The sequence below is a fragment of the Cupriavidus sp. 86D6 genome (assembly GCF_057815095.1).
The window spans coordinates 80,943-97,966 of the sequence record NZ_JBYPSB010000007.1; the positions used below are offsets into that span (position 1 = coordinate 80,943).

The 17,024-nt window shown below is 64.8% G+C and carries 20 protein-coding genes; 10 read left to right on the forward strand and 10 right to left on the reverse strand.

Annotated features, from left to right (window positions below):
• Positions 1 to 5: 5 nt before the first annotated feature.
• The 6 genes from flgG to flgB form a co-directional block, all read right to left on the reverse strand.
• Complete coding sequence (flgG, locus tag AC3G88_RS18055) at positions 6 to 791, reverse strand: flagellar basal-body rod protein FlgG (protein WP_092598974.1); 786 nt, start codon at positions 789 to 791, stop codon at positions 6 to 8.
• 55 nt (positions 792 to 846) lie between these two features.
• On the reverse strand, positions 847 to 1,590 hold the full coding sequence (gene flgF / locus AC3G88_RS18060; protein ID WP_153950102.1) for a flagellar basal-body rod protein FlgF: 744 nt from the start codon (positions 1,588 to 1,590) through the stop codon (positions 847 to 849).
• A 26-nt stretch (positions 1,591 to 1,616) separates the two neighbouring features.
• Entirely contained in the window at positions 1,617 to 2,864 is a 1,248-nt protein-coding gene (flgE, locus tag AC3G88_RS18065) for a flagellar hook protein FlgE (protein WP_487522453.1), read from the reverse strand.
• 69 nt (positions 2,865 to 2,933) lie between these two features.
• Complete coding sequence (locus tag AC3G88_RS18070; protein WP_153950100.1) at positions 2,934 to 3,602, reverse strand: flagellar hook assembly protein FlgD; 669 nt, start codon at positions 3,600 to 3,602, stop codon at positions 2,934 to 2,936.
• A gap of 48 nt (positions 3,603 to 3,650) precedes the next feature.
• On the reverse strand, positions 3,651 to 4,058 hold the full coding sequence (flgC, locus tag AC3G88_RS18075) for a flagellar basal body rod protein FlgC (protein WP_092598962.1): 408 nt from the start codon (positions 4,056 to 4,058) through the stop codon (positions 3,651 to 3,653).
• 13 nt (positions 4,059 to 4,071) lie between these two features.
• On the reverse strand, positions 4,072 to 4,488 hold the full coding sequence (flgB, locus tag AC3G88_RS18080; protein WP_066742590.1) for a flagellar basal body rod protein FlgB: 417 nt from the start codon (positions 4,486 to 4,488) through the stop codon (positions 4,072 to 4,074).
• 408 nt (positions 4,489 to 4,896) lie between these two features.
• On the opposite strand from flgB, the gene flgA reads away from it, so the two are divergent.
• From flgA to AC3G88_RS18115, 7 genes are all read left to right on the forward strand, one after another.
• Complete coding sequence (flgA, locus tag AC3G88_RS18085; protein ID WP_488893753.1) at positions 4,897 to 5,652, forward strand: flagellar basal body P-ring formation chaperone FlgA; 756 nt, start codon at positions 4,897 to 4,899, stop codon at positions 5,650 to 5,652.
• A 248-nt stretch (positions 5,653 to 5,900) separates the two neighbouring features.
• Positions 5,901 to 6,218, forward strand: coding sequence for a flagellar biosynthesis anti-sigma factor FlgM (gene flgM / locus AC3G88_RS18090; protein ID WP_180862899.1), 318 nt, complete (start codon positions 5,901 to 5,903; stop codon positions 6,216 to 6,218).
• A gap of 7 nt (positions 6,219 to 6,225) precedes the next feature.
• A complete protein-coding gene (locus AC3G88_RS18095) occupies positions 6,226 to 6,690 on the forward strand; it encodes a flagellar protein FlgN (RefSeq protein ID WP_488772269.1) in 465 nt (154 codons plus the stop codon).
• Between the two features lie 171 nt (positions 6,691 to 6,861).
• On the forward strand, positions 6,862 to 7,032 hold the full coding sequence (locus AC3G88_RS18100) for a hypothetical protein (protein ID WP_175459908.1): 171 nt from the start codon (positions 6,862 to 6,864) through the stop codon (positions 7,030 to 7,032).
• Positions 7,033 to 7,182: 150 nt separating this feature from the next.
• Positions 7,183 to 8,211 (forward strand): FUSC family protein, encoded by a 1,029-nt coding sequence (locus AC3G88_RS18105; RefSeq protein WP_488772270.1) that lies wholly within the window; start codon positions 7,183 to 7,185, stop codon positions 8,209 to 8,211.
• Positions 8,212 to 8,312: 101 nt separating this feature from the next.
• A complete protein-coding gene (locus tag AC3G88_RS18110; RefSeq protein WP_488772271.1) occupies positions 8,313 to 9,212 on the forward strand; it encodes a YihY/virulence factor BrkB family protein in 900 nt (299 codons plus the stop codon).
• 319 nt (positions 9,213 to 9,531) lie between these two features.
• Positions 9,532 to 11,775 (forward strand): NADP-dependent isocitrate dehydrogenase, encoded by a 2,244-nt coding sequence (locus tag AC3G88_RS18115; protein ID WP_400396250.1) that lies wholly within the window; start codon positions 9,532 to 9,534, stop codon positions 11,773 to 11,775.
• A 127-nt stretch (positions 11,776 to 11,902) separates the two neighbouring features.
• Here the strand turns inward: AC3G88_RS18115 and AC3G88_RS18120 are convergent, their stop codons facing one another.
• Positions 11,903 to 12,475 (reverse strand): GNAT family N-acetyltransferase, encoded by a 573-nt coding sequence (locus tag AC3G88_RS18120; RefSeq protein WP_488772272.1) that lies wholly within the window; start codon positions 12,473 to 12,475, stop codon positions 11,903 to 11,905.
• Positions 12,476 to 12,611: 136 nt separating this feature from the next.
• Between AC3G88_RS18120 and AC3G88_RS18125 the strand changes: the two genes are divergently transcribed.
• The 3 genes from AC3G88_RS18125 to AC3G88_RS18135 all read left to right on the forward strand — a co-directional run bounded on the left by AC3G88_RS18125 (position 12,612) and on the right by AC3G88_RS18135 (position 15,057).
• Complete coding sequence (locus tag AC3G88_RS18125; protein ID WP_488772273.1) at positions 12,612 to 12,920, forward strand: DUF1272 domain-containing protein; 309 nt, start codon at positions 12,612 to 12,614, stop codon at positions 12,918 to 12,920.
• A 222-nt stretch (positions 12,921 to 13,142) separates the two neighbouring features.
• Positions 13,143 to 14,120 (forward strand): Bug family tripartite tricarboxylate transporter substrate binding protein, encoded by a 978-nt coding sequence (locus AC3G88_RS18130; RefSeq protein WP_488772274.1) that lies wholly within the window; start codon positions 13,143 to 13,145, stop codon positions 14,118 to 14,120.
• Positions 14,121 to 14,127: 7 nt separating this feature from the next.
• Positions 14,128 to 15,057, forward strand: a complete 930-nt coding sequence (locus tag AC3G88_RS18135) for an SMP-30/gluconolactonase/LRE family protein (protein WP_488772275.1) — start codon at positions 14,128 to 14,130, stop codon at positions 15,055 to 15,057.
• A gap of 51 nt (positions 15,058 to 15,108) precedes the next feature.
• On the opposite strand, the gene AC3G88_RS18140 is transcribed toward AC3G88_RS18135, so the two are convergent.
• The 3 genes from AC3G88_RS18140 to AC3G88_RS18150 form a co-directional block, all read right to left on the reverse strand.
• Positions 15,109 to 15,531 carry a rubredoxin gene (locus AC3G88_RS18140; protein ID WP_488772384.1) on the reverse strand — a complete coding sequence of 141 codons (423 nt, stop codon included), beginning with the start codon at positions 15,529 to 15,531 and terminating at the stop codon, positions 15,109 to 15,111.
• A 106-nt stretch (positions 15,532 to 15,637) separates the two neighbouring features.
• Positions 15,638 to 16,060: a VOC family protein gene (locus AC3G88_RS18145; RefSeq protein WP_488772276.1), complete on the reverse strand. Its 423-nt coding sequence runs from the start codon at positions 16,058 to 16,060 to the stop codon at positions 15,638 to 15,640.
• Complete coding sequence (locus AC3G88_RS18150; protein ID WP_488772277.1) at positions 16,057 to 17,019, reverse strand: isopenicillin N synthase family dioxygenase; 963 nt, start codon at positions 17,017 to 17,019, stop codon at positions 16,057 to 16,059. The genes AC3G88_RS18145 and AC3G88_RS18150 overlap by 4 nt, the downstream gene beginning before the upstream one ends.
• Positions 17,020 to 17,024 lie beyond the last annotated feature (5 nt).

The following is a 17,024-nucleotide window of genomic DNA, read 5'->3' on the forward strand; positions in this document are numbered from 1 at the left end:
CGTTCTTAGCCCATCTGGCTCAGACGCTGCAGCATCTGGTCCGAGGTCTGTACCGCCTTGCTGTTGATTTCGTAAGCGCGCTGGGTCTGGATCATGCTGACCAGCTCTTCCACCACGTTCACGTTCGAAGCTTCGACGTAGTTGTTCTGCAGCGTGCCGGCGCCATTCAGGCCAGGCACCGACGTGTTCGGCGCGCCGGAGGCATCGGTCTGCACGTACAGGTTTTCACCCAGGCTTTCCAGGCCGGCCGGGTTCGGGAACGTGGCGACCTGGATCTGGCCCACCGTCGCGGCGTTGGTCGAGCCCGGCTGCATCACGGTCACCGTGCCGTCGCGTGCGATGTTCACCGACGTGTAGTTGGCCGGCAGCGTGATGGCCGGGTTCAGCACAAAGCCGCTGGACGTCACCAGCTGGCCGTTCGGATCCACCTGGAACGAGCCGTCGCGCGTGTACGAGGTGGTGCCGTCCGGCATCGTCACCTGGAAGAAGCCCTGGCCGATGATGGCCACGTCGCGCGAATTGCCCGTTTGCGTCGGGTTGCCTTGCGTGTGGATGCGTTCCGTGGCCACGGGGCGCACGCCGGTACCCAGCTGCATGCCCGACGGCAGCACGGTCTGGTCCGACGACAGCGCGCCCGGCTGGCGGATCGTCTGGTACATCAGTTCCTCGAAGACCGCGCGGCTGCGCTTGAAGCCCGTGGTCGACACGTTGGCCAGGTTGTTCGAGATCACGTCCATCTGCGTCTGCTGCGCATCGAGGCCGGTCTTGGCGATCCAGAGAGAGCGAATCATGGAGTTGTCCTGGTTCGAGAGTTCGTTATGCGTGCGACGGGTGCCGCGCGCGTCATCAGTTGTTCGACAGCAGCGAATTGGCCCGCTGGTCGTTGGTATCGGTGCCCGAGATCATCTTCATCTGCATCTCGAAGCGGCGCGCGTTGGCGATCATGTCCACCATGGCCTCCACCGGATTGACGTTGCTGCCTTCGATCGCGCCGGCAATCACGCGCACGTTGGGGTCCTGCTGCAGCGCGTCCACGCCGGGACGCAGGCGGAAGTAGCCGTCGTCGCCGCGCGCCAGCCCTTCGGGCGGTGGCGTGACCACGCGCAGCTTGCCCACCTGGGCCAGGCCGTTGGCAGCCTCGCCCGGCCCGCGCGCCACGATGCTGCCATCGGTACCGATCGACACCGTCGAGCCGGGCGGCACGGCAATCGGGCCGCCGTCGCCCAGCACGGGCCGGCCGGCCGACGTCTGGAGCTGGCCGTCGGCCGACACCTGCAGCGAACCCGCGCGGGTGTAGGCCTCGGAACCGTCAGGCATCTGCACCGCCAGCCAGCCATTGCCCTGCAGCGCCACGTCGAGATTGCGGCCGGTGTAGGTCAGCGGGCCGGCCCTCATGTCGGCGCCGGGCGTGGACGCAAGCGTGAACGCCCGCGTCTGCATTTCCTGGCCCTGCACCGGGACGGCCCGGTACAGGTTCACCTGCGCCTTGAAGGCGGGCGTCGAGGCGTTGGCCAGGTTGTTCGATACCGCGGCCTGCTGGTCGAGTATCTGCTTGGCGCCCGACAGGGCGGTGTAGAGCATGCGGTCCATGGCGAGTGCTTCTGGCTAGGCGTCGATCAGATGTTCACCAGGGTCTGCAGGACGGTGTCCTGTGCCTTGATGGTCTGTGCGTTGGCCTGGTAGTTGCGCTGGGCCACGATCAGGTTCACCAGCTGGCCGGACAGGTCGACGTTCGACTCTTCCACGGCGTTCGACTTCAGCGTACCCATCGCGCCGCCTGCCGTCCCCAGCAGTTCCTGGCCCGACGCGCCGGTGGCCGACCACACGTTGTCGCCTTCCGGCTTCAGGCCTTCGACGTTGCCGAACGATGCCATGGCGATCTGGCCCAGCGACTGGGTCTTCTCGTTCGAGTACGAGCCCAGGATCGTGCCGTCTTCCTGCACCGAGAAGCCCAGCAGCGCGCCGGACGCATAACCGTCCTGCACGATCTTCTTCGGGTCGTTGTCCGAACCGAACTGCGTCGAGCCGGTCAGGTCCAGCGTGGCCGACATCGCGGCAGCGCCGTTCTTGGGCGGCAGGGTAACGGTAGCCAGCGCGGCCGGCGTGACCATCTTGCCGCTGTTGTCGAATTCGACCGGAATGGCCGCGGGCGCGGCCGGCGTGGGGTTGCCCACGGGCGTGCCGTCCGGCAACGTCAGGTACATGTTCCAGATCGTGCCCTGGGTGTTCGGGGCGGCCGGCGTGGTGTTCGTCTTGGCGAAGTACGCGGTCAGCTGCTGCTTGTTGCCCAGCGAGTCGTACACCGTGATCGACGTGCTGTAGTTGAACATCGACGAGGTCGGCGGGTTGCCCGCGCTCGACGTAAACGCCGGGTTGGTCGGCAGCGTGCTGCGCGAATCGAGCTGGAACTGGGCCTGGATCTTGGTCGTCGGCTGCGGGTTCATCTGCGCGTTGCTGATGACGATCGGTTGCGGTGCCACGCCGCCGGCGGTGGTGCCTGCCGGGTAGCCCGTCACCTGCAGGCCCGTGGCGTTCACCAGGCGGCCGTCGTCCAGGCGGTTCAGCTGGCCGTTACGCGAGTAGAACACCGAGCCGTCGGTGTTCGTCAGGCGGAAGAAGCCGTTGCCGTTGCTGATGGCCACGTCGAGGTTGCGGCCCGACGTCGAGATGTTGCCGTTGGTGAACGACTGCACGACGGCGTTCACGCGCGTGCCCAGGCCGATCTTCGAGCCTGCATACACGTCCGCGAACTGTGCCGTCGATTGCTTGAAACCAACGGTGTTCGCGTTGGCGATGTTGTTACCGATCACGTCCAGGTTGGACGCCGCGGCGTTGAGGCCGCTTACCCCTTGACCAAAACCCATGATGTTTCCCCTAAGTAGGCTGTCGTTCGTGAAATGCCCGCGCGTATGCCCGGACCGGGTGAATCGTTATCAGGAAATGCGGCGCACGTCGTCGACGTTGGCCTTCTTGCCGTCGCCCAGTTCCACCAGCACGCCCGAGCTGTCGCCGCTGATGGCCTGCACCTTGCCGTAGACCAGCGCGACCGGCGCCACGTCCTTGCCGTTGGCGGTGGCGGCCACCTTGAAGGTGTAGTCGCCGTTTTCCACGGCGTTGCCCTGGTCGTTCTTGCCGTCCCAGGCGATGTCGTGCACGCCGGCGGTCTGGCCCTTCATGTCGATGTTGCGCACCACGTTGCCGTTCTTGTCCAGCACCTGCACGGTGACGGCATCGGCCGTCGACGGAATGTCCACGCCGATCTTGCCGACGGCGCCGTCGGCCACGCTCACGGTGGAGCCCGGCACCATCACGGTCTTGCCGATCAGGCTGGCGGAATCCATGGCGCGGCTGGCGGCGGTCTGCGTCAGCAGCTGCGTCATGGTTTCGTTCATGGTCTGCAGGCCGCTCACGGTGCTGATCTGCGCCAGTTGCGACGTCAGCTGCGCGTTGTCCATCGGATTGAGCGGATCCTGGTTGTTCATCTGCGTGACCAGCATCTTCAGGAAGTTGCTTTGCAGGTCGGCGGCGCTGGCGCTGCCGCTTTGCAGGGCCTGGTTCACGCCCGAGTTGGAGGTGCTGTTGCCTACGGTGGAAGTTGCCATGGTTGTGCGGTTTATTCCGGAAGAGATTTCGATCGGGACTTGCTGCCGTTACTGACCGATGGTCAGCGTCTTGAGCATCATGTTCTTGGCGGTGTTGAGCACCTCCACGTTGGCCTGGTAAGAACGCGACGCCGAGATCATGTTGACCATCTCTTCCACCGGGTTCACGTTGGGCATCGTCACGTAGCCGTTGGCGTCAGCCAGCGGATGCGTGGGGTTGTGGATCATCCGCGCGGGCGCGGAATCCTCCATCACGCCGGCCACCTGCACCCCGCCCACGTCGGACTGCCCGGGCGTGGGCGCCATCTCGAAGATGACCTGCTTGGCGCGGTACGGCTGGCCGTTCGGCGCCACGGCGCTGTCGGCGTTGGCCAGGTTCGACGCCGTCACGTTCATGCGCTGCGACTGCGCGGCCATGGCCGAGCCGGCCACGTCGAAAATGTTCATGGAAGCCATGGTGTCTCCTTCCTTACTGCTGGATCGCGGACAGCATCGTCTTGATCTTCGAGCTCATCACGGTGAGGCCCGCTTCGTAGTGCACCGTGTTGTCGGCAAACGCCACGCGCTCGGTATCCATTTCCACGGTGTTGCCGTCGATGCTCGACTGCAGCGGAATGCGGTACTGCAGGTCGCGGTCGCTCGTGCTCATGGCCGGCGCCTGGGCGGGCAGATGACGCGCGGACGTAGTCGACAGCGACACGCCGTCGCGCTGCTGGTTGCCGCGCTCCACCGACTGGGCCAGCGTGCTGGCGAAGTCGAAATCGCGCGCCTTGTAGCCCGGCGTATCCGCATGGGCGATGTTGGAGGCAATGACCCCTTGCCGCTGGGTCCGCAGGCTCAGTGCTTCCTGCTGGAAGCGGAACGCCGCATCGAGTCTGTCCATGATGTCTGCCTTTCCTGCAATGGCTTCATTTCGGGGAGAGAGCTGCCGTAGACCTGGGTATACCTGCTGGTTACCGCCGGCCGGGCTTCTTCAGGGTTGCCATCTTAGGGGCCGGGTTGTCACGCCAATCGTCTGAATAGGGCCGAGAAACCTGTGCATTTCCGGTTCGGCTTCCCGCGCGAGGCTGCCTACAATGGGTCCCACTGACTGGCATGGCCGGACGCCGCATCGCGGTGCCAGGCGGCGCCACGCAAGGCGCCCCGGTCAGCGCGCGGCGAGGCTTTCATTCACGGTGGGCAGGCGGCGCGCGACGTTTACAGATGTTCAACTGTTGTGCGACGGCATCGCACGCCTGACGGGTATACGACGCCCCGGCCACCGCTGCCGTCTACATCCTTGCTGGGATGCCCTATGAATTTCCATCGACAGGCCGTCACGCTGATGGCACTGGCCAGCATTGCGCTGGCGGGCCCGGTACTGGCCGCCGCACAGGCCACGCCGGTCGCGCCGCCGGGCGCCGCCCAGGCGCAGGCCGCCCGCAATCCTTTTGCCAACGACGACCCGGCCCGGGTTGCCGTCGAACAGTTCCTGCTGCGCCAGTCCGCCGGGCTGCCGGGCAAGGTCAGCGTGCAGGTGGTGCCGCCCTCGGGCGGCCGCGCGCCCGAATGCGTGGACCCCGAACCGTTCCTCCCCGCCGGTGCCGCGCCGTATGGGCGCGTCAACGTGGGGCTGCGCTGCGGCGGCGAACGCCCATGGACGCGCTATATGCAGGCCCGTGTGTCAGTGCTGACTGACTACTACGTGGCCGCGCGCGCCATGGGCCCGGGCGAAACCGTGACCGTGGCGGACCTTGAATTGCGTCAGGGCGACCTGGGCGCACTGCCGCGTGCGGTGGTGACGGATGCGTCGCAACTGGAAGGGTCGGTCGTGGCCAACCGCATCGCTGCCGGCTCGCCGATGCGCACCGACCTGATTCGGAAGCCGATCGCCGTGAAGTCCGGACAGACCGTCAACGTGACCGTGATGGGCGATTCGTTCCAGCTGTCGAGCGAAGGCAAGGTGCTGACCGACGCCGCCACGGGAAACCCGGTGCAGGTGCGTCTGCGCAACGGCCAGGTGGTCAGCGGCGTGGTCCGCAGCGGCGACACGGTCGTGCTGCAGCAGTAGGCCATAAAGCATCACATACGTCACTTTTTCTAGGTTTTCGCAGTAACGGGAAGTTAGTCATCACACGGGCTGGGATCCCCGAAACAGCAGGAAGCAGACAGCCGTATCCACTGGCGCAGGCGGACCGTGCGAGAATGCGGGCCACCTGCTCCGAGGTCGACCCGAAAACCGGCGAATCCGCCGGCAGACAGCCTAAAGTTTCCGGTGGCCAGGTCGATAACTCAGAGGAACCCAGCAAGGATTTCACCGTGAAGATCAACAACTCCACTCCGTCCCGGCCCGCCGACACTGCGGCTACCGAAGGCAACGCCCGTGCGGGCGCCAACGGTGCCACGTCTACGGACCCCTCCGCCCTGACCGGCGTGCGCGTCAGCCCCCTGGCCGCACAGGTGCGCGACATCGGTGCGCGCCTGATGCAGGACAGCGATAGCGACATCGACGCTGCCAAGGTTGCGGAAGTCCGTCAGGCCATTGCGGAAGGCCGGATCAAGATCGATCCAAGCAAGATCGCCGATGGCCTGCTCGCCTCTTTGCATGAGCTGAGCCAGGGCGGTAGCCAATCCTGAACCTGACATGAGCCAAGCTGCACTGATCCAGTCCCTTTCGGTTGAAGCCAACGCCATCGCCGCTTTCGGGCGCGCCCTATCTGAAGAGCGCGACGCCATCAAGCGGCAGGATTTCCAGGCACTGAGCGAACTGCTCAACAAGAAGGTGGAACTGGCTCAGGCGCTGACCCGCGCCTCGGCCTCCCGCGAGGCGCAGATGATCGCGCTTGGCCTGCGTGTCGGCGACGGCGGCCTGCTGGTGGGGCGCGAAGTCGAACCGGCCGTCACCGAGGCATGGCGCAAGGTGGTGTTCTTCGCCCACAAGGCCAACGACGCCAACGAGCTGAATGGCGCCATCGTCAACGCCCATTTGGAATTCACGCAGGAAGCCATCCAGGTGCTGCGCCAGGGCGGCATGGGACCGAACGAGATGTACGGCCGCGATGGCAAGGCACAGGCGGCCGCCAGCGGCGTGAGCCTGGCGGCAGGCTGAAGCGCCACCTCGCGCCGTCGGCGCGTCAGAGCCTGCCTACGTCAGGCTCGGCCATTGCCTGATCGCAAACGACAGGCATCCTCCCTACATTGACATTGAGCCACCCGCTGTTGCCTGCCCGGCGCAGCGGCGTGACGTCCGGTAACCAAAAGAATCTCCGGAGGTACAGCCATGTCATTCCTGCTCTATGTAATCGGTCTCGTGGTGCTCGTGGGCGGCATCGCCTGGGGGCTATCCGTGGCCGGCGTCGCGCATGTCTATATCGGCATCGCCTGCGTGATCGTGCTCGGCATCGGCATCATGATGGCGGTGTCGCGTACCCGCGCCAAAGATCCGTCATGATTGCCGCGGCTGGCCGACACCGCCGTGGATCTCGAACGCACAACGCCGGGTCTGGCCCGGCCCGCCCACCCGCAGAATGTAAACATTGCGGAACATGGGCCTCGCTCTATACACTCGAAGCGTTCAGATCTCCGCACGGTGATCGCCGCCATGTTCGAGGCACTGCGAAAAACAACCAGCGCGCTGCTAGACCCCGACCGACGATTCCGGCAGGCCCGCATCTTCCACGCCACGCGTGTGGCGCTGGCCCTGCTGGTATCGATTGCGCTCACCACCGGCATCAACATCCCCCACGGCGAATGGGCCACCATTACCGTGCTGGTGGTCATCGGCGGGCTGCAGCACCACGGCAATATCCGCCGCCGGGCCGCCGAGCGCGGCGCCGGTACCCTGATCGGCGCATTGATCGGGCTATTCCTGATCATCCAGGAAACCTACTTCGGCATCCCGACACTGACCTGGGGCCTGATGGCCGTCATCTGCGGCTACTGCGCCTACCACGCCGTAGGCAAGGGTGGATACATCGCCCTGCTGACGGCGGTGACGGTGGTCATCACGGCAGGCCACGGCAACCAGGATGTCTATGACGCGCTGTGGCGCACCGTGGATGTCCTGATCGGCACCGCCATCGCACTGGTCTTCTCGTTCGCATTTCCGGCGTATGCGTCATATTCCTGGCGATTCAAGCTGGCCAGCCTGCTGCGCGCCTGCGCCGCCGTGCATGCCAAGATCGAGCGCGGCGAGCGCGACGAGAAGGAACGGCAGCAGGACATGATGAAGCTGTCTGGCCTCCTGGTGCAGATGCGCAGCCTGATTCCATCGGTGTCGAAGGAAACCCGGGTGCCGACGGCCGACCTGGAAGAGGTTCAGCACAGCGCCCGGGTCTGCATCAGCGCCCTGGAGATGCTGGCCGCCATCGATCCCGACGCCACCGAAGAAACCAGCGGCGAGCGCAATATCCGCGACCTGCTGCTGGAGATGGCGGCCGCGCTGGAAGCTGCGGACGAGACGATGGTGCACCAGCACGCCTCGCTGCCGTCGCCGCACCCCGACGATCCTTCGATCGGACACAGCTCCCATGCTTTTCTGACGCTGCAGCTTTCGGCCGAACTGGCTCACCTGCGCGATCACCTGTCGACGATGGCGGCGCAAACCCGGTTTCCGTACGGACGCCGCTGAACGGGCGCCGCCTCTCCTGGTGGCGCCGTGTCAGACAACATCCCCTTGCCTTGCGCGCCGCCCTCGGCCACATTGAGGGCACCCCGTCCCGGTGTGCCGCCATGCAACTCCTCGACGCCCGCATCCGCCTGGTGCTTCGGCAGCCCTGGCGTTTCCTGCTCGATGCGCTGGTCCACTTTCGCGCCAACCAGGGCCTGTTGCTGGCTGGCGCCGTGGCTTACTACGCGCTGCTGTCCATCGTGCCGCTGCTGATCCTGATGCTTATCGGGCTGTCGCAGCTGGTTGACCCTGTCGAACTGCTGGAAACCGTGGAACGCTATCTCGAATGGCTGTTGCCCGGGCAATCGCACGCGCTGGTCACGGAACTGGCCCGGTTTCTTAACAATCGCGGCGTTATCGGGTGGGTGCTGGCGATCACGATGGTTTTCTTCAGTTCGCTGGCGTTCACGGTGCTGGAAAACGCGATGTCGGTGATCTTCATCCATCGCGTGGCCATCCGGCGGCGCCATTTCCTGGTGTCCGCGATCCTGCCCTACTGCTACATCCTCGTGCTCAGCGTGGGGCTGCTGATCGTGACCGTGGTGGCGGGGGGCCTGCAGACCATCGGGGAACGGCATCTGGAGGTGCTGGGCCACGACTGGTCGCTGGGCCGCCTGTCCGGCTGGCTGCTATATGGGCTGGGCTTCGTGGGCGAGATCCTGCTGCTGACGTCGATCTACCTGGTGATGCCGGTCGGTCGGCTATCGGTGCGGCATGCGCTGGTCGGCGCGGTCTTTGCCGCCGTCCTCTGGGAAATCTCGCGCCATGTGCTGGTCTGGTACTTTTCGACACTTTCCCAGGTCGGCAAGGTCTATGGGTCGTTGACCACGGCCATCGTGGTGCTGCTGAGCCTGGAGATCGCCGCCACGCTGCTGCTGTTCGGCGCGCAGATCATCGCCGACTTCGAGCGCGGCGGCGAGGCAACGCCGGTGGCAACCGATGGCGAAACCTTTCGCACGTGATCGCCACGCGCGAAAGTTGACAAAGGATCACACGACCCTCCGAAATACCCGAGCACCTTACTCGAACTCTTCTATAAGACATAAGAATCAGGAATTTTGCAGGTTCCTGATTCCGACCTAAATTGATGAACTTGCGTGCCAATGCGCGCCGAAGCCGGCCAGATGCGCAAATCGGCGATGAATGCCGCTGCATACAGCACACAAATTTCACATGAAGGAGCGTACCTCCGCCATGCAAAATCAGGCAAAATTCGAATCTTGCCCCGCACCGCGACCCGGGCGTGGCATTTCCCAACCCGAATTTGATGCGAGATAAGCGATGAGTAACCAGCAGCCCACCATCATCTACACCCTAACCGACGAAGCTCCGCTGCTGGCGACCAGTGCCTTCCTGCCTATCATTCGCACGTTCACCGGCCCGGCCGGCGTCAACGTGGTAACCAGCGACATCTCGGTGGCTGGCCGTATCCTGGGCGAATTCCCCGAATACCTGACCGAGGAACAGCGCGTGCCGGACAACCTGGCCGAGCTGGGCCGTCTGACGCAGGACCCGGACACCAACATCATCAAGCTGCCGAACATCAGTGCGTCGGTGTTCCAGCTGGTCAGCGCGATCAAGGAACTGCAGTCCAAGGGTTACAAGATTCCCGACTTCCCGGAAGATCCGAAGACCGACGAAGAGAAGGCCATCCAGAAACGCTACTCGAAGTGCCTGGGCAGCGCCGTGAACCCGGTTCTGCGCGAAGGCAATTCCGATCGCCGCGCCCCGGCCGCCGTCAAGAATTACGCCCGCAAGCACCCGCACAGCATGGGCGAGTGGAGCATGGCTTCGCGCACGCACGTGGCCCACATGAAGCATGGCGACTTCTACCACGGCGAAAAGTCGATCACGCTCGACCGCGCGCGTGAAGTCCGCATGGAACTGGTGACCAAGAGCGGCAAGACCGTGGTCCTGAAGCCGAAGGTCGCGCTGCAGGACGGCGAGGTCGTCGACAGCATGTTCATGAGCAAGAAGGCCCTGCTGGCCTTCTACGAAGACCAGATGGAAGACGCGCGCAAGACCGGCGTCATGCTGAGCCTGCACGTCAAGGCCACCATGATGAAGGTGTCGCACCCGATCGTGTTCGGCCACGCCGTCAAGGTCTTCTACAAGGACGCCTTCGCCAAGCACCAGAAACTGTTCGACGAACTGGGCGTGAACGTCAACAACGGCCTGGTGGACCTGTACACCAAGATCGAGGCGCTGCCCGAGTCGAAGAAGGAAGAAGTCATCCGCGACATGCACGCCTGCCACGAACATCGTCCGGAGCTGGCGATGGTGGATTCGGCCAAGGGCATCTCGAACCTGCACGCGCCGAACGACGTGATCGTCGACGCGTCGATGCCCGCCATGATCCGTATCGGCGGCAAGATGTGGGGCGCCGACGGCCGCACCAAGGACACCAAGTGCCTGATCCCGGAATCGACGTTCGCCCGCATCTATCAGGAAATCATCAACTTCTGCAAGACCAACGGCGCATTCGACCCGGTGACCATGGGTACGGTGCCGAACGTCGGCCTGATGGCGCAGAAGGCTGAAGAGTACGGTTCGCACGACAAGACGTTCGAGATTCCCGAAGACGGCGAAGCCCGCATCGTCGACAACGCCACCGGCGAAGTGCTCACGGCGCTGACGCAGCAGGTCGAGCAGGGCGACATCTGGCGCATGTGCCAGGTCAAGGACGCGCCGATCCGCGACTGGGTGAAGCTGGCCGTCACGCGCGCCCGCAACTCGGGCATGCCGGCCGTGTTCTGGCTGGACCCGTACCGTCCGCACGAGGCCGAGCTGATCAAGAAGGTGGAAACCTACCTGAAGGATTACGACACCAAGGGCCTGGACATCCAGATCATGTCGCAGGTGCGTGCCATGCGTTACACGCTGGAACGCGTGATCCGCGGCCTGGACACCATCTCGGTGACCGGCAACATCCTGCGCGACTACCTGACCGACCTGTTCCCGATCATGGAACTGGGCACCAGCGCCAAGATGCTGTCGATCGTGCCGCTGATGGCCGGTGGCGGCATGTACGAAACGGGCGCGGGCGGTTCGGCACCGAAGCACGTGCAGCAGCTGGTGGAAGAAAACCATCTGCGCTGGGATTCGCTCGGCGAATTCCTGGCCCTGGCCGTATCGCTGGAAGAGCTCGGCATCAAGTCGGGCAACAACCGCGCCAAGCTGCTGGCCAAGACGCTGGACGCCGCAACCGGCAAGCTGCTGGACAACGCCAAGAGCCCGTCGCCGAAGACCGGCCAGCTCGACAACCGCGGCAGCCAGTTCTACCTGGCCATGTACTGGGCCCAGGAACTGGCCGCGCAAACGGAAGACGCCGACCTGGCGAAGACGTTCGCGCCGCTGGCCAAGACGCTGACGGAAAACGAGAAGACCATCATCGGCGAACTGGGCGACGTACAGGGCAAGCCGGTGGATATCGGCGGCTACTACAAGCCGGACGAAGCCAAGCTCGAAGCCATCATGCGCCCGAGCAAGACGCTGAACGCAGCACTGGAAGCGGTCAAGGGCTAAGCCTGATCCGACCCACCGTCATGCGGGCTGCCCGGCAGGCGCACGACGGAGAAGCACCCAACGAAACGCCCCGTGGCAGAAATGCCCCGGGGCGTTTTTTCTGGCTTGACCACGCCGCCGAACGGCATCACGGCTGCATGGCCCAGGCTGCGCGCGTCAGCCGGTAGAGCACATGCCGTTCCAGCCGATGGCCGGGCGGCAGCGCGGGATGATCGAAATCGCCGGCGGCGTCATGGTGCATGCCCAGCCGCTGCATCACGCGTTCGGACCGCCGGTTGATCGCCGCCGTGAACGATACGATCTCGTCGAGATGCAGGACATCGAATCCATAGGCCAGCGATGCCCGGGCCGCTTCCTGGGCATAGCCTTGCCCCCAATTGTCATGGCTCAGACGCCAGCCGATCTCCACGCAGGGGCCGAAGGGTGTCTGCCATGCCGGGATGCTGAGTCCCGTAAAGCCGATGAACGTGGCGGCCCCCGACGCTTCCTTCCGCACCACCGCCCACAGGCCGAAGCCATGCTGCGCGTGATGGGCCACGATGCGGTCGAACAGCGCATCGCTCTGCACATCGGTCAACGTGGATGGAAAGCATGCCATGACGCGTGGATCGGCATTCATGGCGCGAAACGGCGCACGGTCTGCCTCGCACCAGGCCCGCAGCTGCAGCCGCGCCGTCGGCGCGGGCGAATGCACGGTCATCGGGAATGTACCTTGAAGGCGTTGTCCTGCGTGGTCATGGCTGGATCGGGTGACAGCCGAGTGACGGGAGGCGGCTATGATGGCACGAACACCGACACGAACACCAACACCGACACGAGTAGGAAAGGAGACACCCATGCTGGAACTGCGCCCCACGTGCGAACACTGCAACACTGCCCTGCCGCCGGCCTCCACGCTGGCCCGCATCTGCAGTTTCGAATGCACGTTCTGCGCCGATTGCGTGGACAACGTGCTCGACAACGTCTGCCCTAACTGCGGCGGCGGCTTTACGGCGCGACCCATCCGCCCGTCGCGCGACTGGAAGAATGGCAACACCGTGGGCAAATACCCGCCGTCCGCCACCATCAAGCACCGCCCGGTGGACGCCGCCACACATGAAACGTTCGCGGCCGCCATCCGCGGCGTCGCGCCGCAGGATCGGTAGCATCGGCGCCGGGATTCCGCGACCGAAGACGATCGCCGAGGCCGCCCATATCAATGCGGACTGACGCCCCGCCCGCCGGGATCGCCGCCGCGCTGTCCCTCCCGCTCCGCAGATCGCGGCATCGGACACGCAGCTTGACAAGTCCCAGCCTTTCGGCGCAGCATTAACGGAACAACGTTCTAAACAATAGAACGAAGACTGTTAGATGCTGCAGGAGACTCCATGACACGCCGCGCCTTCCTGGGTGCCGTTGCGCTGGCCGCCGCCAGTGCAATCGCCCCTGTCCACGCCATTGCCGCCGATACCTTCCCGTCCAGGCCGATCACCGTGATCGTGCCGTACGCCGTGGGCGGCTCGGCCGACCTGATTACCCGCCTGGTGACCACGGGCATGAGCGCCAACGGCACCAACACCGTGGTGGACAACCGCACCGGCGGAGGCGGCGTGATCGGCTGGAGCACCGCGGCGCGCGCCAATCCGGACGGCTACACGCTGCTGACCACGGAGATGTCCTACGCCATCGCGGCCACGCTGCAGCCCAAGCTGCTGCCGTTCGATCCGAAGACCGCCTTCCGCCATATCTCCGTCGTCGCATCGGTGCCGCACGTGCTGGTGGTCAATCCCAACGTGCCCGCCAAGACCGTGCAGGAGTTTGTCGCACTGGCCAAGGCCAACCCGGGCAAGTACTACTATGGTTCGGGCGGCAATGGCACCAATACCCATCTGGGCGGCGCGCTGTTCAACAGCGTGGCTGGCGTCAACCTGGTTCACGTGCCGTATCGCGGCGCCGGTGCCGCGCTGCAGGACGTGATGGGCGGCCAGATTCAGGCGCTGATCACATCACTGCCGACAGCACTGCAATACATCAAGAGCGGCAAGCTGCGTGCGCTGATGCTGGCCAACGATGTGCGCTCGCCCGTGCTGCCAGACGTGCCGGCCGCGCCTGAAGTGGGCATGCCAAAGATGGTGATGAAATACTGGGTGGCGTTTTCGGCGCCGGCCGGCACGCCGCAGCCCGTGATCGACCGCCTGAACAAGGACATCGTGGCCGCCGTCAACACGCCCCAGGTCAGGAAGCAGTTGCAATCGCAAGGTCTGGACCCGGAAGGCAGCACCCCCGCGCAGGCGACCAAACTGGTCGACGACGAGATCAAACGCTGGGCCGCCGTGATCAAGGCCGCCAACATCAAGGCAGACTGACATCGCCATGTGGAACGTCAACTTCACGCCGCCACAGATCATTGAAGCGCGCGTGCTCACGCGCATGCCGGACCCGCTGCGGCTGCCCCAGCGCAGCGCCTGGGCCGACGCGAACAAGCCCGGACAGATCGCCGACAGCTTCCTGGAAGGCCCGACCTTCGACCGCGACGGCAATCTGTACCTGACCGATATCCCGCACGGCCGGCTGTTCCGCATCACACCGGACCTGCAATGGCAACTCGTCGGCGATACCGGCGGCTGGCCGAACGGCATCGCGCTGCATCGGGACGGCAGTCTGTGGATTGCCGACTATCGTCGCGGCATCCTGCGAATGACCCCGGGCCAGGGCGATGTCGAAGTGGTGCTGGGCCATCGCAATTCGGAAAGCTTCAAGGGGGTCAACGACCTGACGTTCGATGCGCAGGGCAACCTATATTTCACCGATCAGGGCCAGACCGGCCTGCACGACCCGTCCGGGCGCGTCTACCGGCTGCGCCCATCCGGCCAGCTCGACCTGCTGCTGTCCAACGTGCCGAGCCCCAACGGCATCGTCATCGATCCGTCAGGCCGCTTCCTGTTCGTGGCCGCCACGCGCGGCAACGCGGTATGGCGCATGCCGCTGCTGCCCGACGGATCGGTATCGAAGGCCGGCGCCTTCCAGACCTTCTTCGGCACCAGCGGCCCAGACGGCCTGGCGATGGATGCCGACGGCCGGCTGGTCGTGGCCCATGCCAGCCTGGGCGGCGCGTTTGTCATCGACGCGCACGGCTGGTGTACCCATTTCGTGCGCAGCCCGCTGGGCGGCACGGTGACCAACGTGGCATTCCGGCCCGGCACGAACCGCCTCGTCATGACCGAATCGGCCAGCGGCTCCGTCCTGGAAGCGGAGTTGCCAGGGGTGGGGGCGACGTTGTTTGGGGATGGCGCAATGGCTTAGTGCTGCCGCCCGAGCGCCTCGCCCATAGAAAAGGTCGGGTGCCGCGAAGGCTCAGAACTCCACCATCGCGAAGTCTTCCTTGCCGACATCGCATTCCGGGCAACGCCAATCGTCCGGAATGTCTTCCCAGCGCGTGCCGGGTGCGATGCCGTCTTCGGGCAGGCCAGCGGCCTCGTCGTAGACCCAGCCGCAGATGATGCAGACCCATTGCTTGAACTCGGCCTCCGCTGCGGCCGGCGCCGGCTGCTTGTCCGATGTCGGGGCTGCCTTGGATTCCGGCGCCGCCGGCCCTACGAGACTGAACACCAGCGGTGCAGCGGTGCCTTGGGTGGCCTGGGCCAGATGCGCCTGCAGGCGTTCGAGCAGCGCCTGCGCCTCATCGATCGACAAATCCAACCAATAAGGGTCGCCGGCGGCGTCGTTCAGGCGTTGCGGGGGAAACTGGATTTCGACGGAAGTGCCTTTCTGGTACATGCGGGGGGCTGTTGGAAACTTGAGGGCGTGAGAAAGCAAACAGGCCCCATCTGGGGCCTGATCGCCAAACTTCAAGATTTCGGTGGGACGCCGTGCCGTGTCCGGCTCACAGCCTTGCTGGCGTCGCCCCCACTGGCAACGCCGCACAAGCCACCCGAAACACATTGCCCTCAGGGTCTTGCAGCACGATTTGCCATTGTCCATAGTACGTGGCGAACGCCGGCTTGATCACGGCGCCGCCCAAGGCTTCAACGGACCTGCCGGCATCGTCCACGCGTGCCGGTGTTTCCACCATGAAGGTCGCATAGGCAATGACCGGGGAGACACATCCCGGCGTGGGACGCCGATCCGCCATTCCCAGCAGCTCATACGCCGCCGCAGCATTGAACCCCAGCTGAAAAGTTGGCGTCTCCAGCGCGCGGTAGATAGCCGACCGGCTCTGTACGGCCTCGGGTAGGCCGAGCATCTGCCGATAGAACGCACACTGCGCGTCGATATCGCGGCAGAGCAGGTTGAACCACAGCTTCATGCGGGCACCTCTGGTACATAGGTCTTCCGGTACATCTCGGTCAGATGTTCTCCGGCCGTGCAGGGTGCAAAGCGCGGCGTCTCGCCGTCTTGCAGGGTGCCAGGCACCGGCTCGATGCGGGCCAGGTAGTCAGGCTCGTAGAAGAACGGAATCGAATAGCGTGGCGCGCCGCCGGAGTGGACGTTACGCACGCGGTGGGGATTCGAGTGGTACCGGCCATTGGTCCAGCGAGGCACCATGTCGCCCAGGTTGACGACAAAGCAGCCGGGCATCGGCGTGGCCGGCACCCAGTCGCCATTCGGCATCTGGACTTCGAGCCCGCCATGCGCGTCCTGCGCCAGGATCGTTACGGCGCCCCAATCCGTATGCGCCCCCGCGCCAAAGGTGCGCGCGTCGGCATCGGCGGGATGCGCGGGATAGCGAATCATGCGCAGCGTCACCATCGGACTTTCGCTGGTGTGGTCGAAATAGTGTTCCGGCAGATCGAGCGAGAGGGCCATCAGTTGCATAAGCCTGCGCGACAGCACGAGCATCGCGTCGATATAGGCCTGGCATTGCGCCGGCGCCTGCGGCAGTTCCCGGGGCCACTGGTTATGGCCGTAGGTCTGATATCCCGCCTTCACGTAAGGATGATCGTCCGGATAGGCCATGCCGCAGTAGAAGCTCTCTTTCAGATCGGGCCTGGCTGCGGCATCGAGCCGTTGGTCGCCGAGGTTTTCGAAGCCGCGCATGGTGGGCGAATTGGCCATGGCCAACGCTTGCCGTGTAGCAACCGGAAGGTCAAGCAGCGCCTGGGCCAGCGAGAATTGCCGGGCGACCATCTCCGTCGCCACGCCGTGATGGCGGACATAGAAGAAGCCAGACGACATGGCTGCGGCACGGAATGCCTGCGCCACCTCGGCGCTGCGCGCGCCACCGGGGCGCAGCGCATCGGAGAGATCGATGACAGGAATCGACATGGGCG